We start from the raw sequence: 16,535 nt of genomic DNA, 5'->3' as shown, positions 1-16,535 counted from the left end.
CAAAATTGAAAAAGTTAAAAGAGCGTTGGGGCATTACAAGTAATTGGCAAATAGCCATTATCTTTATTGTATTTGCCATAACAGGTTCTACAGCTTCTTATATAGGCAAACCCATTTTAAGTTTCTTAAATATTACTACAGAAACGTTAAATCCTTTTTTTTACTGGGTAATTCGTATACTTTTGCTTTTCGTTGTTTATCAATTTTTGCTGGTGTTTTTTGGCTGGATTTTTGGGCAACATAAGTTTTTCTGGAATTTCGAAAAAAAAATGCTTCGAAGATTAGGATTCAAGTTTTTAAAGGATAGTGAATAAAATAGCTAAACATATTGTTTTTAAAATTTTAACTCATGTAGTTACAGGTGCCTTGTTTGCCCCTACGGCAGTTAAGTTAAATCATATTTTTGAGCATCATGAGCACATAAATATTTGTTGCACTAAAAGTGCTTCAACACATATTCACAAAACAGATTTTGATTGCGATTTTCAAAAATTTCAACTTAATCATTTTTTCACACTTCCTACACAATGCTTTACATATTTAAATATTTTAGCTTCAAATAAAATATCAGCTAAAGCATACAACTTCTTAGCAAATCATCAACATTTATCTTTTTCTTTAAGAGCACCTCCTGTGCATATTTAATATAAAACAAATACACTTTAAACCATTTTAGTAATCATTTATTTTATTAAATGAAAAATATATTAGTAGTAATATGTTTTCTAATTAATGCGGTTGTACTAAGTCAAAATTGTGAATATTCACTTAAAGGTGAAGTTATAGATTTTCATAATGCAACACCTATTGAAAATGCAGCAATTAAAGTACTTAACACTAATAATTATGCCGTAAGCGATATTAATGGAAATTTTACTTTAAAAAATCTTTGCAATAAAGTTATAACTATAGAAGTTTCTCATATTAGCTGTGAAACTCAAATAATTTCTATAGAAATAAAAGAAAATGCTTTTGAAACCATTTTGTTAGAGCATCATTTAGATGAGCTTAACGAGGTTGTTGTTAATACCACTATTCGAGCAGAGAATACTAGTATATCGCGATCGCTTAAACAAAAAACTATCGATGATTTCACAGATAAATCGTTGGGAGATGCTTTAAACACTATTAGCGGAGTATCGTCATTAAATACCGGAAGCACAATTGTAAAACCAATGATTCATGGCTTACACAGTAGTCGTCTTTTAATTATTAATAACAATGTACGTCTATTCGATCAAGAATGGGGAGACGAGCATGCACCTAACATCGACATCAATGCATCCAATAGCATTGAAGTTGTAAAAGGCGCCACAACTTTAAGATATGGAAGCGACGCCATTGGTGGTTTAATATTAGTAAAGCCTAAAAAATATGCGACCATAGATAGTTTATTTGGTAGCAGTACTTTGTCTTTTAACTCTAATGGGTTAGGTGGCATTGTAAACAGCGAACTTATTAAAACTTACAAATCGGGTTTTTATGGAAAAATTCAAGCAAACTATAAGCAATTTGGCGATTTTAAAGCGCCAGATTATTATTTAACGAATACTGGAACAAAAAACTTAAATGCTTCGGTTGCGTTTGGTTATAATAGTTTTGAAAAAGGGTTTGATGCCTATTATAGTATTGTAAGTAACGAGTTTGCCATACTAAAGTCGTCGCACATTGGTAATGTAAACGATTTGGTTACAACTATTAATAATGAAGAACCAAGTATAGCGGACGATTTTTCATATACCATAGATTATCCAAAGCAAAGTATTTTACATCATTTAGCAAAAGTAGAAGCTTACAAGCGATTTAAAGGCTTAGGAAAACTAACTGCGCAATACGACTTTCAAATAAATCGTAGAAAAGAATACGATTTAAGAAGAGGCGATTATAGCGATACACCTGTAATAGATTTAAGGTTATTTACAACTTCATTTCAGCCCAACTTATTAATTGATGCTATTGATGATTTTGAGATAAACACAGGTTTTTTATTACGCTTCCAGCAAAACGATGCAATTTCAGGAACCGGTGCGAGCCCACTTATTCCAGATTACGAAAAATATGATGCCGGTGTTTACGCTACAGCAAATTATAAAATGGACTTGTTTAATGATATTAGTGCAGGTGTCCGATATGACTTTTCTAGAATTGAAGCCGTAAAATGGTATAATACCACAGATTGGGAAGAAACTTACAATTACGATGAGTTATTCCCAGAATTTGAATCTGGAACAACCGATAATTCTGAAACATTAACCTATCCAGAATTTACGTTTCATAATTTTTCTGCAAACTTAGGTTACACTAGGCATTTTAGTAACGATTTCGAACTATTTTTTAACTACGGATTAGCCTCTAGAATGCCAAATCCATCAGAATTATTTAGTGATGGTTTACACCATAGTGCTGCTAGAATTGAAACAGGAAAATTAACTATTGGTAAAGAAGTAGCCAATAAATTTATGTTCTCTTTACAGCGTAACAGTCAAAAATTTGGTTTTACCATTAGCCCTTATTACAATGCTATAAACAACTACATTCTATTAATACCTGCTGGCATAACTACCACAGTTCGTGGTGCATTTCCGGTTTGGGAATACGAACAAGTTGATGCCAGAATTTTTGGTATTGATATAGATTTAGACGTAAAACTAAACTCAAAATTTAATTATAGTGGCAGTATAAGCTTACTTCAAGGCGATAATTTAACCGATGATATTCCGCTTATACAAATGCCATCCACAAATTTTTCTAATAGTATTACTTATTATAATAAAAATTTAAATCAGTTATCTATTCGTTTAAACCACAAAACTGTATTACAACAAAAAAGATATCCAGATTACAATTTTTACACTTACAATGCTACTGTAGACGATTATGTTTATGTAGATATTAGTACACCGCCTTCGGCCTACTCGCTATTCAGTTTTAACAGTTCTGCTAATTTTAAAGCATTTAAAACCGGAACTTTAAAAGTTGAATTTAACGTTGAAAATATTTTCAACACATCATACAGAGAATACCTTAATAGACTGAGGTATTTTGGCGATGAATTAGGAAGAAACTTTAACTTAAAAATCAAAATAAATTATTAAAACAAAAATCATGAAAAAAATAAATTCATTAAAAACAATAAAATTATTAGCCTTATTTTTTATCTCTAGTTTAGCCTTAGTTAGCTGTTCTAGTGACGACGATCACGATGATGATCACGAACACGAAGAAGAACTTATAACAACAGTTATTTATACCCTAGAAGATGCAAATGGAAACACGGTAACCCTTACTTTTGAAGATTTAGACGGTGATGGTGGTGCAGACGGAACTACTGAAGTTTCTGGAAGTTTTGTAGCTAATACACAGTATTCTGGTTCTATTCAATTATTAAACGAAACAGAAGATCCTGCTGAAGACATTACTGAAGAAGTTGAAGAAGAAGGTGACGAGCACGAATTTTTCTATACTTCTACCATTTCAGATATCGTAATCACAAAAACCGATGTTGATGAAGACGGTAACCCAATTGGAATTGACACATCTTTTACAACAGGTGAAGCAGGTACAGGTTCTTTAACTATTGTTTTAAAGCACGAACCTACAAAACCAAACGATGGAACTTCTGAAAATGCAGGTGGTAGCACAGACGTAGAAGTAACTTTCGCTATTGAGGTAGAGTAAACTTAAATATCTTTTTGTAATACAGTTAAAAAAAGCAACTATTAATTTAGTTGCTTTTTTTATTTACACCCAACTTGCATACTTGTTTTCAATTTTAATACCTTGGCACATTATAAAACGTTTATATAATGCACCGAACTCGAATAGCGCTCCTTTTAGTAATACTTATATCTTTTTCATGTAAAGAGAAAAACATTAAATCCAATACAAAAACCTCAACACCCCAAATAAACCCAAATGAAACAGCTATAATAATTCTTGGAACCATTCAAGATGCTGGTTCGCCACAAATTGGTTGCCAAAAAGAGTGCTGCAAAACACTTTTTAATAATCCAGATAAAAACAGACAGGTGGTTTCTTTAGGTTTAATTGATAATGAATTTAAAAAGAAATATATGTTTGAAGCTTCACCCGATTTTGTTTCTCAAACTAAGGCGCTTGTTAATCCAGACATAAAAAACACCAACGAAATTCCAGACGGTATATTTTTAACACATGCACACATTGGGCATTATACAGGCTTAATGTATTTGGGTAAAGAAGCTATGAATACCAGTAAAGTTCCTGTTTACGCCATGCCTAAAATGAAAACATTTTTAGAAAGCAACGGACCTTGGAGCCAATTAGTTAAAACTGAAAATATTATTTTAAAAAATATTCATGATGAGCAAACAATAACTTTAACCAACAACCTAAAGGTCACGCCTTTTTTAGTACCACACAGAGACGAGTATTCCGAAACTGTTGGTTATAAAATAAAAGGTAAAAGCAAATCCGCTTTATTTATCCCAGACATTGATAAATGGAGTAAATGGAAAAAAAGCATAATTGAAGAAATTAAAACTGTTGATTACGCCTTTGTTGACGCCACATTTTTTAGTGGTAAAGAGTTAAATAATCGCGATATGTCTACAATTCCCCATCCTTTCATTCAAGAAAGCTTAGATTTATTTAAAAACTTACCACTTTCTAAAAAAAACAAAATTGTATTTATACATTTTAACCACACCAATCCTGTAATTAATTTAAATAGTGAAGAAGCACAAACTGTTATAAAAGCAGGCTTTAATATTGCGCAAATTCATGATATTTATAAACTATAAAAAAAGGCTTGAGTAAAAATCAAGCCTTTTTTTAAAATATATAATCTAATTTTATCTAGAATAATTAGGAGATTCTTTAGTAATGGTTACATCGTGCGGATGACTTTCGTTAATACCACTCGCTGTAATTTTTACAAACTGCCCTGTTTCTTTTAAGGTTTCAATATCTTTAGCACCGCAATACCCCATACCTGCACGTAAACCGCCAATAAATTGGTGAATGCTTTCAAACAATTCGCCTTTGTAAGGTACACGACCTACAATTCCTTCTGGAACTAACTTTTTAATATCGTCTTCAACATCTTGAAAATAACGGTCTTTACTACCTTCTTTCATTGCTTCAACAGATCCCATGCCACGGTAAGACTTAAACTTACGTCCTTCGTAAATAATAGTTTCACCTGGAGATTCTTTTGTTCCTGCTAAAAGCGAACCTAACATCACACAATCGGCTCCAGCAGCAATAGCTTTAGGTATATCGCCTGTATAACGAATTCCTCCATCGGCAATTACAGGAACACCACTACCTTTTATAGCAGCAGCCACCTCTAACACCGCAGAAAACTGAGGGAAACCAACACCAGCAACCACACGCGTTGTACAAATAGACCCTGGACCAATACCTACTTTTACAGCATCGGCACCAGCTTCAACTAAATATTTAGCAGCAGCACCCGTTGCAATGTTTCCTACAATAACTTCAAGCGTTGGAAATTTTTCTTTTATAGCTTTTAAAACACCAACTACACCTTTTGTATGTCCATGAGCCGTATCGATAACTACAGCATCAACACCTGCATTTACTAAAGCTTCAGCACGCTCTACAGCATCACCTGTTACACCAATGGCAGCGGCTACGCGTAAACGGCCAAATTCATCTTTATTAGCAATAGGTTTAAGTGTTAATTTAGTAATATCTCTAAACGTAATTAAACCTGTAAGTTTATAATTATCGTCTACAATAAGTAGTTTTTCAATTTTATGTTTTTGAAGAATTGCTTCAGCATCAACCAACGATGTACCAACGCCTGCAGTTACTAAGTTTTCACTAGTCATAACATCGGTAATTAATCTTTCGTCATCATGCTCAAAACGTAAATCACGGTTTGTAACAATCCCTTTTAAAATACCGTTATCGTCTGTAATAGGAATACCGCCAATACCATGTTCTGCCATATTTTGCTTAGCATCTTTTACCTTGGCTGTTAATGGTAAAGTAACCGGATCGAGAATCATACCGCTTTCTGCACGCTTAACACGACGTACTTTTAGAGCTTGTTGCTCTATAGTCATGTTTTTATGAAGCACACCAATACCACCTTCTTGCGCCATAGCAATAGCCATTTTACTTTCGGTTACAGTATCCATAGCCGCCGAAATAATAGGCACATTAATGGTAATGTTTCTTGTAAATTTTGTTTGAATGTTTACTTCGCGAGGTAAAACTTCGGAGAAAGCTGGAACTAATAAAACGTCGTCGTAGGTTAGTCCCTCTCCTACTATTTTGTTAAGATGTGCGTTCATGTTGCAATTACGTTATAATTGCGTGCAAATATACATAATTTATAGCTTCATTTTTTAATTTGATTCTAAATTTAATGTTAAGTTAATTCCATCTTTCATTCTTAACTTAAAAACAAAAACGAATAAACTCAACTTCATCAAAATAACCCAAAAAACATTTAAGGATTTTTCTAACCGCGACGTCCTCTACGGCGACTATTCGAATCAAAATTCATACGCTGACCAGCAAAACTTCCAAATTTATAGGTAAAATTAAGCATGAAATACTGCTCTAAAATTCGGTTTTCAACATCTTGTATATAAGTATCGGTTACCGTGCGTCGATAGCCATTGTTTTTTCCTAAAACATCGTAACCTACAAATGTTACAGTAGCTTTATTTTTCCATAGTTCTGCCCCTAAGCCAGCATTCCAAAAAACAGCATCGGCATCGTACTCGTCGCCTACACGACTATTGTAGCGATATGACACTTTATTAGTAACAAACAAAACATCTTTTATAAAAAAGATTGAGGAGTTAAATTGTAAATTCTGAATAAAATAACTGTTATCGTTAAAACTATCGGTATCATAAATACTTTTTACAGTTGAATAACTGTAGCTTGTGCTAAGATCTATAATTTCGTTATACAAACAATTTACCGAAACCCTTGGGCGAATGGTTGTAGTTTGAGCCGTAAATTTAAGTCCGTTTTGTAAAGACAAGCTATTATCGAAACTTGCCATAACGCTTCCATTTAAATTAAAATTAATTTTTTTATTGAAGTACGATTTTGAAACCGAAGCATTGCCGCGCAAATTATAGTCGCCATTTAAATTAGTATAAGTGGTATACTTATTTAAATCGGAATTGGTTATAGTTGAGTTTATAATTTTGTCTTTAGTAAATTCGGCTCGTGCATCGCCAGAAACATTTATGTTATGAAAGGCGATATTGTTTTGATAACGAAACCTTAAATTATGGTCTACTTGCGGTGCTAAATCTGGGTTTCCAACTCGAATGTGGGTTATATTACTAACATCTTCTACGGGTTGCAATTGGCTAACCGATGGTAAATTTACATCCTGATTATAATCTAAAGAAATGCGTTTATAACCTTTTTCATCGCGATAGCGAATACGCCCACCAAATGTTACATATTTAAAATCCCGCTTAAAATTTCGCGCTTCAATTAACGCATCTTTAAAATCCCTATAAGTGGTTGTGTGAGCACCTTCAATCTCGAACCTAATATCGTTTAAATCGTATCTTAATTTTAACGACGGACGCAGCGTTGTTGTAACATATTTACTATCGGTACTTAAGGTTTCATTAAAATCGTTATAGCTTTCAGAATCTTCATTAAAATCATAAATAAAATTTTCGGTAGAGCTCGTATGTACTGTTGCCGAATACCGCGGCATTATCCTAAAATCGTTGAACACTTCTTTTACTAAAATTGTATTTACATTAATGTTACTCGATTTATGTTCGTTGTATTTTTCTTGATTCTGAATTATGGTGTCGTTACTGTTATATAAAACATTTTCAGAATAACTATTTACATCGCTATTCGATTTACTAAAATTAGTATTTACACCTATATTAAAGTAATTACCACCACCTTGAGATGGTGTTACATCGAAATTATTTTGAATATTATAACTTGAAGCTTCTGTATTATTTCGAGATATGTAATCGCTTACCAGCGCTCCATCGCTATACGACGATGTGCTTGCGTTTTCGGAGCCAGATATTGTATTTGATGTATTAAAATTAGTTTCGTTGGAAATTTTAAATCGGTTTTTAGACCATTTATTTTTAGGATCTACAATATACTGCACATCGGCTCTGGCCTTATGGCTATCCGATTCGTTATAACCTCTGTTTTCAGACTCTGTAATATAGTTTAAATCTGGTAAAAAGTTCTCTCTGTAACTCATTTGCGCTGTTTCACGATCTTGCGCGCTGTAGTTGTAATTTGAATTTATACGGGTTTCGTTCCATTTCCCTTTGCTAAAATTGGCTCCAACAAAATCGGATTCTAAATACCCGGTACTGGTGTCGGTATTAGGCAAAGCATTAAAACCGCGTGACATGTTAATATTATTAGTTCCGGCAATAACCCCAAGTTGCTTACCATCTATTACCTGAAAAACATTAGCATTCCCTTGATATTTATCGTCTGTTCCGGCGCCTAATTTAACATCGCCAAACATGGCTCGGTTTTTTCCTTTTTTAATTTTAAAATTGATTTCTTTTGTACCAGAATCCGATTCTTCACCAGTAAACTTTTGCAAATTTGTTTTAAAATCTGTAACCTGTACTTTACTAATAACCCCACTAGGTAAATTCTTTAAAGCTATTTCTCCATTTTTCTCGCCAAAAAACGGCATGCCGTCAACGTTTATAGCTTCAACCTCAACACCATTTACTGTTATTAAGCCATCAGCATCAATTTCTACACCTGGAAGTTTTTTTAGTAAATCTTCGGCTTTGTCGTTGGGCAAGCTCTTAAAACTATCAGCATTATATTCAATCGTATCTTTTTTAATTACTACAGGTGGTGCTTTTGCAATTATAGAAACTGCAGTTAAAGCTTCGGCTTGATCCTCTAAAACCAATGTCCCCAAGTTTAAAGCATCGCCTTTTGGTGCGTTTATAACTTTACTATAAGGTTTATAACCCATGTAAGCAATATTAAAAATTGCTTTAGCCTCGTTATAGGTATTTACTTGTAATGAAAACTTCCCTGCTCTATTGGTAATACCGTAAGCAATTGGAATACTATCGGATATGCTTTGCAAATAAACTGTAGCAGCTTCTAGAGTAAGTGAATCTTTATCTTTAACAAAGCCTTCTAGCGTAAACTTTTGCGCAAACAACGTTGTAGAAAAGCTTAACACAAGGAAAATAAGTGTTTTTTTCAATTTAGTGATTGGTTGGTTTATTTTAAGACTACATATTGCTTACAACGTTTAATTTCAATATGTTAAAAAACTCTTAAAAGAATCTTTAACTCGCAATTTTTATATCTCAAAGTAAACCAGTGATTTATTCACTTAAATCCCCCTGTATTATAGCTTAACTTGCAAAGTAACATACCAATTTCTGGGCGCCGAAGGAATAATTCCCGGTCCCGGATAACCGGTTGCACGTCTTGTAAAGTAGGCATTATCTAAAACATTATTTACACCTGTTTCAAGCTTTAATTTTTTGTATTTGTACGATAACGATAGGTCTAAAATATCGTAAGCTGGAATTTCTCCAATAACACCACTAATACTTCCTGCCGTTGCATTTGTAGCATCTGTAAACTGTTGTCCTAAATAGGTATATTGAATACTTGCCAGTAGGTTTTTGTAACCACCATTTAAACCTGTTTTTAAATTTAAATCGGGAACAAATTCTACCTTATTACCTTCTACTCCCGGTTCTTCTGAAGTGATATATTCTGAATTTATAATAGACGTATTTATAAAATAATTAAGCTGATAATTATTATTTAAACCAAAAATCTTTTTCAAATTAAAATCGAATAAAGATTCTACGCCAAACATAACTGCATCTCCAACATTACCACGTTGGCTTGTTACACTTCCATCGGCAGCTTCTTTTTGTACAAAACCAATTCTTCCGTTGTAAAACAAACTAAATAAACCTGCATCGTACGACACGTAACCTTTGTAGTTTCCTCGCATACCTAAATCGGCAGTAAAACCTTCTTCATCTGTAATATCTGGATCTATGGAAAAAGCAGGATTCGCAATATTTATATCGGAAAATGTAACCGAACGGTAGTTTTGAGAAACGTTTCCGTAAAACTCTAAACTACTATTAGGTTTGTAACTTAACCCAATGCCCAATAACACAAACGAACGTTCAAAATTTCTATTATCAGCAACATCTTCTTCAAAAATTACATTTCCAGCAGCATCTGTATTTATATTTTTGTAAAAACCTTCACTTTCGGTTTTAATATATTCAAATCTAAATCCTGGTGTTACCGAAAACTTATCGGTTACATAAAAAATATTTTCTCCAAATACAGAAACATTAAAGTTTGGCAAATCAAATTCCGATTGATCTGAATAATTAGGAAATGCATCATTATAAAAATTAAAATCAGCATCAGCACCATCGCTCCCAGGGCCTTGTCTTTGGTAATTATTGGCTTTATAAAATTTAGTTCCAATTAAAAAGGTGGCGTTTTTATTTAAAACTGTGTACTCGCTTAGTAATCTAGACTCGAAACCAAAATTATTAAAATCGCCTACAATTAAATCGCGTTCTTCACCAGAATCTACTTGACTTACACGGTTTGTTCTAAAGCCCAAAGCTTTTCGCGACGCATTCAATCCAAAAAAATTAAACGTAAAATTGGTATTGGCATTAAACTCGTGGGCTAATTTTAAATTATAGAGTAACCAATCTACTTTAAACCAATTTCTAGCGCGATTACTTTGATAAGGATCGTTGTAAAACATATCATCGGTTAAACCGCCCGCTTGTTTTGCTAAATAATTTAAATACGTAAGCTCGCCTTCAATTTTGGTTTTTTCGGAAAGTTGATAACCTAAATGAGCAAAAGTGTTTATCGATTCAAACTCAGAATTTGGCCTAAACCCATCACCTTTTTTATAATTTGCATAAGCATAATAACTGAGTTTATCGCTTGTTCCGCTAACACTTGTAAAATTTGTAAACAAGCCAAAACTTCCTAAAGTATTTCTAGTAATAAACTCAAACGGTTTTGAAGGATTTGGGTCTTTAAATTTAAAATTAACCAAGCCACCAAATTGCGTTCCGTATTGCAACGAAGCCGCACCACGAACAATTTGAATTTCGCTTAAAGCCTCTGCAGGTGGTGAGTAATAACTTTCTGGGTAACCTAAAACATCGGCACTAATATCGTAACCGTTTTGTCTAGTATTAAAATTAGCCGTTCGGTTTGGGTCTAAGCCACGACCACCAATATTTAACTGCAAACCGGCATCGTCGTTTTGGTAAATATTTAAACCCGCTACTTGACTATAAATTTGGCGCGCATTATTACTTGCCAAATTCGCCATAGATTGATCGATTAAAACCACTTCGGTTTTCTTACCGGCGTAAATAGCAGTTTCTTCAACATCGTTTAAACGTTTTAGCTCGAATGCTTTTCGTTTGTTGGCATTTACAACCACTTCGGACAATTCGGTGGCTAAACTATATAATTCAATTTTTAAATTGTTTGCTTGTTTGGCGTTAATTATAACTTCTTTTATTTCGTATTCTGAAGCATAAAACACTAAAGTTAATTTAATTTTATCTGTTGAAAATTTAAAGGTTCCTGTGGCATCTGTAATGGCTAATAAACCTGAATCTTTATCGTAAACATTAACAGCATTTACAGGTTTTTCTTGAAATGTTACCACACCGGTAACGTTTTGTTGAGAGAAAGCAGATACACTAAAAATTAGTGCTATAATAAATTTAAAGTCCTTTAATGTCATCTTTAAAAGGTAATATCCAAAATTTTGATTTAAACGATTCTTTTTGGGCGTACAAATTTACGGTTTTATCAATAAACGGCGCACTTAAACGTCCATTAAGTGCCACATAACTATCTACAAACACTTGTACATTTTTATGCCCTTGGGACGTAAAATGATCGCCTAAATAATGTGCGTACTCTAAAATAAAATCGGGTTGAAAGCTCATTTGCTTTTCTTGGAATGGTGTTAAAAAATCGCTATTATCAACATAAAAAAAGTCGCCTGTTTCTGCGTTAACTATTTTAAAAGTAGCAATTCCCATTTTTTCCATAAGCATAACGCGCCATGAAAAACGGTAACCTTCTTCGGTCCAGAATAATTCCCCGGGATAAAGCAAATAACGAAATGGTATTGTTAATTGCAGAATAAAAAACAGCCCAACAATAGTTAGTGTTGCTTTTTTAAATTTTATAGTGCCATAATCGTAGATTTTTAAATGAGGTACTCGTTTAGAACTAAATGAGAGCTTATTTAAAACACGTTTTAAAAAACTTATTATTTTCTGATGAAAGTCCGACTCAAAAAATATTAATGAACTTACAATCATGATAAACGGAAACATACCAATGGGAAATAAAACTCGTGTAAACACATGAAAAAACACCACTAAAATAAAAGCAAATATTCTGGTTTTACGATAAAGCAATAAAAAAGGAATACCTAAATCGTACAACATACCGCTCCAGCTCATAGCATAATGAAACCAAGTTTGGTGCATTAAAGTATCGCCTATAATGGGTAAATCGTATTTTGAAGGCAACCAAATTTTTAAAGGTTGTGCTCTAAATAACCAATCGGAATTTAATTTTGCCAAACCAGCATAAAAATAGACGATTCCAAGTAGTAATTTTATGCTATCTATGCTCCACTTAGGAACGTTCTTAAAAGTCTTTTTCCGAATTAAATTATCCACCGAAAAGTATGCATTAGCTGGTAAAAAAATCATTAAAAAACTTAATAAACTTATAAAGTAATAATGGTTTAAGTAGCTCGTTTTATCCATTAACTCAATATAAGTAAAACTTAAAAAAAAGGTAATAATGGCTATTCTGTATTTTAACCCAAATGCCACCAATAATGCCGAAAGCCCACAAATTACAAAAAGTAAATAGGTGTAATTACCAATTGGTTTAACCCAAGAAAAACCATAATAAGAGAAATGAAATTTAGGCTGTAAATAAAGGGTTTCTATCCAACCATGATACGAAAAACGCACCATACTTAAACACATCATGATGCCAAAAGCAATTCTAAAAACTGCTAGTGGTGCTGCATTTGTTTTTTTATTTAAATACGAGCTTAAACTCATGTTCATTTTAACAAAAAAAGGTTGCTTTTAAGCAACCTTTAATTAAAATATTTTAAAAATTAATCGCCATCGGCATCAACATAATCAACGCTAATATCGAAGGCTTGTAACATATCAACTTTAAAAGATACCACCAATAACTGTAACGCATCATAAGCTTCAGTCATTTTTGTATTATCAGTATTTATTTGATCGTAAAAACTATCATCTAAAGCTTCAATTTTTTCTCTGGCATCTTCAAACTTAGTTGTAATTTCGGTTACTAAATCTGCTCTATCTAAGCTAATTAAATAGCTTTTAAAACTTTCACCAGAACCACTTCCTGAAAATGCATCACCATAAAAAACAGCTTCAACAGCACTTAAAGCTTCTAAAGCTAAATCTTTTGAAAATGCTTTGGCATATAATGCTTCAACTGTTTCTGGTAAAGGATCTGTAGAAAAAACGCCTGCTGGAATGCCAAATTTATTCGCTCTTAATCCTTTTTCGAAATAATAAATAAAATCGTTTGTAAATTTATTTAAAGAGCTTGTTGCTGTATTCCCTGTTTGGCTTACAAAGGTAGTACGGTAAGAACTAGTCCAGTTTGTTAAAACACTTGATGTTAAGCTTTCCATTTGATCTATTAAATCTGAAAGATAACTTGTATAGTTTTCACTTTGGTAAAACGTTAATATATCGGCATCGTTATCGGCTAAACCATATATCATATAATCTACAGCAGGAAAACCAACGGCATCGTTGTTGTTTGAATGTGTTAAATCGTAAGAACCAGAATTTATATTTGCAGAAATATCGTCAATATTTGCTGGGTAAATATTCATTTGGAAACCATAAAGCGTAGTTTCTGCTTCACCGATATCAAACATTTCCACATACTGCCATGCTGTATAAGCAGTTAACCAAGATGCTCTTAAAACCTCTAAATTGGCTTGGTTTGGGGTAGTTACAAAATTGTTTTTAGCTTCTGTTAAAGTAGAAAGCTCAGTTTCTAAATCTTGAAAGGCTGGAATAATAATATTATCGGCTAAATTTACAAGAAGCGCGCTTCTGTCGTAATTATCGGTAGTTCCTCCACTGCCACCAGATGAAGAACTACAAGCTATTATGAAGCCAACAATTATAGTTCCTAGAATAATTTTTTTCATTTTTACTTTTTTTTTACAAAAATACTAAAAGTTGCTATTGTAAATTAATACAACAGCAACTTAAAAAAGTTCATTTATTATGTAAGTGAATTAACTTTCAGCTTGCTCTGTTGTAAAGTTAAAACGAGAGGCAATTTCTGTAGCCATAGCATCTAAGTCGTCGGTAGAAATATCCCAGAAACCATTACCTTCTGTTAGGGTTGCAATAAAAGCATCTACTTCTGCTTTAGTAAAATATGGCTCTTCTGAATTTGGTTGTCTTGTAAACTGTAAGCTATAAATAAAACCAAAACCTTCAGATAAATCGTGAAATGCAGAAGCATAATCTACACCTAAATTTATTTTTCCTTGTAATAGGTAATAAACAGCTCTTATACCAATAACTTCAGATATTTTTTCTTTAATAATTTCAGCTTGAGCATCTCTAACATCGTAATTTTTAGCTACAATTGCAGCTCTACCCAGTTTAAAGGCTTGGTAAATATCGTCTGCAATTCCTGCAAAGTCTTCGTCGCCTTCTACTCTACCAATATATTTATTTAAGAAACTATCTGCACCTAAATCTGCATTAGGATTAGCTGCATCGGCGTTTAAACCATAAACATAACCGTAAGCTTCGTCCCATTTATGCTCCATGTTTGTATACGATTTTCCATCGGCAACAACATCGGCATCATTATCTGCTACATTTGTTCCTGCATCTAAAACCGCAGGACTTAAATAGTTGTTTAAAGCTTGATCTACCATTAAAGCTCCTATTAAACCTTTATTTATTGCTTGGTTGTACTCTAAACCTTTAGCGCTTACATATCGTGTAGAACCACCACCAGCTTCTTGAATTTTACCAGCAGTACCAGAAACAGCATCGGTATCCCAATTAGGGAAAACTTCATCAACTTGTGCTGCAATCCAAGAGTCGAACTCTGCTTTAATAGCGCTTGCATCTGTTGTGTTTGCAGAAAAATAATCGGTTGAAGCCGCTGTTTTACTTCTAATATTTTTATCTGAGGCATTTAAATCGGCATCGCTAAAATCGCTTTCTCCTTCAGCATGAGCAAACATAGCATCTAAAAGTGCTTCGGTATTGCTGGTTTCCATTAAAGCTGGTAAAAACTCCTCTCCCATTAAAATTCTAGTGGTTTGTCCATTAAAATCTACTGTAGATTCACCATCTCTAGTGAAAGCATAAGATGCAGGAGCTACTACTCCAGAATCACCACCATTATCGTCGTTAGAACAGGATACAAAGAAACTCCCTAAAACAAGAGCGCTTAAAACAATCTTTTTCATTTTCGGTTTATTTAGATTAATTTAAAATAATTCGTAGCAAATATAATATGCACTTCTCTATTAAAAAAGAAAATTTTTAATTAATCTAAATAAATGTTAAACTTTTAAAGTTTATTGAAAATTTTCAACGCCTCGTTGTAAGCACTTTCAAAACTCATGGCATCCAAATTATTAACATGTTTTGCTGTGAAGTAGGATAATAGTTTTTCTGTTGGCATATTTCCGGTAAGTTCATCTTTTGCCATTGGGCAGCCACCATAGCCCTTTATAGCGCCATCGAAACGCTTGCAACCCGCATTGTACGCCGCATCAACCTTTTCGTGCCATAAATTTGGTGCTGTATGTAAATGTGCACCAAATTCAATATTTTTATAATTGGGAATTAAATTTGAAAACAAATAATTAATAGATTCTGGTGTAGAACTACCAATAGTATCGCTTAACGAAATAATATTTACGCCCATTTTTGCTAATTTTTCAGTCCACTCGCCAACAATATCAACATTCCAAGGATCGCCGTAAGGATTACCAAACCCCATAGAAATATAAACCACCACTTCTTTGTTGGTTTTAACTGCGATATTTAAAATTTTGCTTAGGGTATCGACCGATTGAGCAATTGTTTTATGCGTATTACGCATTTGGAAGTTTTCGGAAATAGAAAATGGATATCCGAGATAATTAATAGCTTTATGCTTTGAAGCATCTTGTGCTCCCCTAACATTGGCAACAATGGCTAGCAACTTACTTGTTGTATTTTCTAAGTTTAATTGAGATAAAACTTCGGCCGTATCAACCATTTGAGGAATGGCTTTTGGCGATACAAAACTTCCAAAATCTATAGTATCGAAACCAACACGCAGCAACGACTGTATATACTGCACTTTCTTCTCGGTTGGAATAAAGGCTTTTATACCTTGCATAGCATCGCGAGGACACTCAATTATTTTGATGCTTTTACTCATTA

At 33.2% G+C, this 16,535-nt stretch carries 12 protein-coding genes; 5 read left to right on the top strand and 7 right to left on the bottom strand.

The features are described 5' to 3' along the window. The first annotated feature begins 5 nt into the window (after positions 1–5). From LG651_RS07610 to LG651_RS07590, 5 genes are all read left to right on the top strand, one after another. Entirely contained in the window at positions 6–314 is a 309-nt protein-coding gene (locus tag LG651_RS07610) for a DUF6787 family protein (protein WP_226695533.1), read from the top strand. Continuing rightward, positions 307–645: a hypothetical protein gene (locus LG651_RS07605; protein WP_226695532.1), complete on the top strand. Its 339-nt coding sequence runs from the start codon at positions 307–309 to the stop codon at positions 643–645. Before LG651_RS07610 ends, LG651_RS07605 begins: the two co-directional genes overlap by 8 nt. Before the next feature lie 50 nt (positions 646–695). After that, on the top strand, positions 696–3,095 hold the full coding sequence (locus LG651_RS07600) for a TonB-dependent receptor (protein WP_226695531.1): 2,400 nt from the start codon (positions 696–698) through the stop codon (positions 3,093–3,095). A 10-nt stretch (positions 3,096–3,105) separates the two neighbouring features. Continuing rightward, entirely contained in the window at positions 3,106–3,678 is a 573-nt protein-coding gene (locus tag LG651_RS07595; RefSeq protein WP_226695530.1) for a type 1 periplasmic binding fold superfamily protein, read from the top strand. Between the two features lie 128 nt (positions 3,679–3,806). Continuing rightward, positions 3,807–4,781: an MBL fold metallo-hydrolase gene (locus LG651_RS07590; protein ID WP_226695529.1), complete on the top strand. Its 975-nt coding sequence runs from the start codon at positions 3,807–3,809 to the stop codon at positions 4,779–4,781. Positions 4,782–4,832: 51 nt separating this feature from the next. Here LG651_RS07590 and guaB read toward each other — a convergent pair whose 3' ends face one another. The 7 genes from guaB to LG651_RS07555 all read right to left on the bottom strand — a co-directional run bounded on the left by guaB (position 4,833) and on the right by LG651_RS07555 (position 16,533). Next, the gene (gene guaB, locus LG651_RS07585) at positions 4,833–6,305 is read right to left on the bottom strand and encodes an IMP dehydrogenase (protein ID WP_226695528.1); all 1,473 of its coding nucleotides are present in this window, start codon (positions 6,303–6,305) and stop codon (positions 4,833–4,835) included. A gap of 170 nt (positions 6,306–6,475) precedes the next feature. After that, entirely contained in the window at positions 6,476–9,214 is a 2,739-nt protein-coding gene (locus LG651_RS07580; protein ID WP_226695527.1) for an outer membrane beta-barrel protein, read from the bottom strand. Between the two features lie 147 nt (positions 9,215–9,361). Further along, on the bottom strand, positions 9,362–11,779 hold the full coding sequence (locus LG651_RS07575) for a TonB-dependent receptor domain-containing protein (RefSeq protein ID WP_226695526.1): 2,418 nt from the start codon (positions 11,777–11,779) through the stop codon (positions 9,362–9,364). Further along, a complete protein-coding gene (locus tag LG651_RS07570) occupies positions 11,760–13,136 on the bottom strand; it encodes an HTTM domain-containing protein (RefSeq protein ID WP_226695525.1) in 1,377 nt (458 codons plus the stop codon). The genes LG651_RS07575 and LG651_RS07570 overlap by 20 nt, the downstream gene beginning before the upstream one ends. A 53-nt stretch (positions 13,137–13,189) precedes the next feature. Further along, entirely contained in the window at positions 13,190–14,278 is a 1,089-nt protein-coding gene (locus tag LG651_RS07565) for an imelysin family protein (RefSeq protein ID WP_226695524.1), read from the bottom strand. 90 nt (positions 14,279–14,368) lie between these two features. Beyond that, positions 14,369–15,568, bottom strand: a complete 1,200-nt coding sequence (locus LG651_RS07560) for a DUF4856 domain-containing protein (RefSeq protein ID WP_226695523.1) — start codon at positions 15,566–15,568, stop codon at positions 14,369–14,371. 104 nt (positions 15,569–15,672) lie between these two features. Further along, a complete protein-coding gene (locus LG651_RS07555) occupies positions 15,673–16,533 on the bottom strand; it encodes a hydroxymethylglutaryl-CoA lyase (protein WP_226695522.1) in 861 nt (286 codons plus the stop codon). Positions 16,534–16,535: the final 2 nt, after the last annotated feature.

Source organism: Neotamlana sargassicola (assembly GCF_020523965.1).
GTDB classification, from domain to species: Bacteria; Bacteroidota; Bacteroidia; order Flavobacteriales; family Flavobacteriaceae; genus Neotamlana; species Neotamlana sargassicola.
Note: the sequence above shows the minus strand (reverse complement) of the source record. Positions and strands in the feature narration are given on the sequence as shown.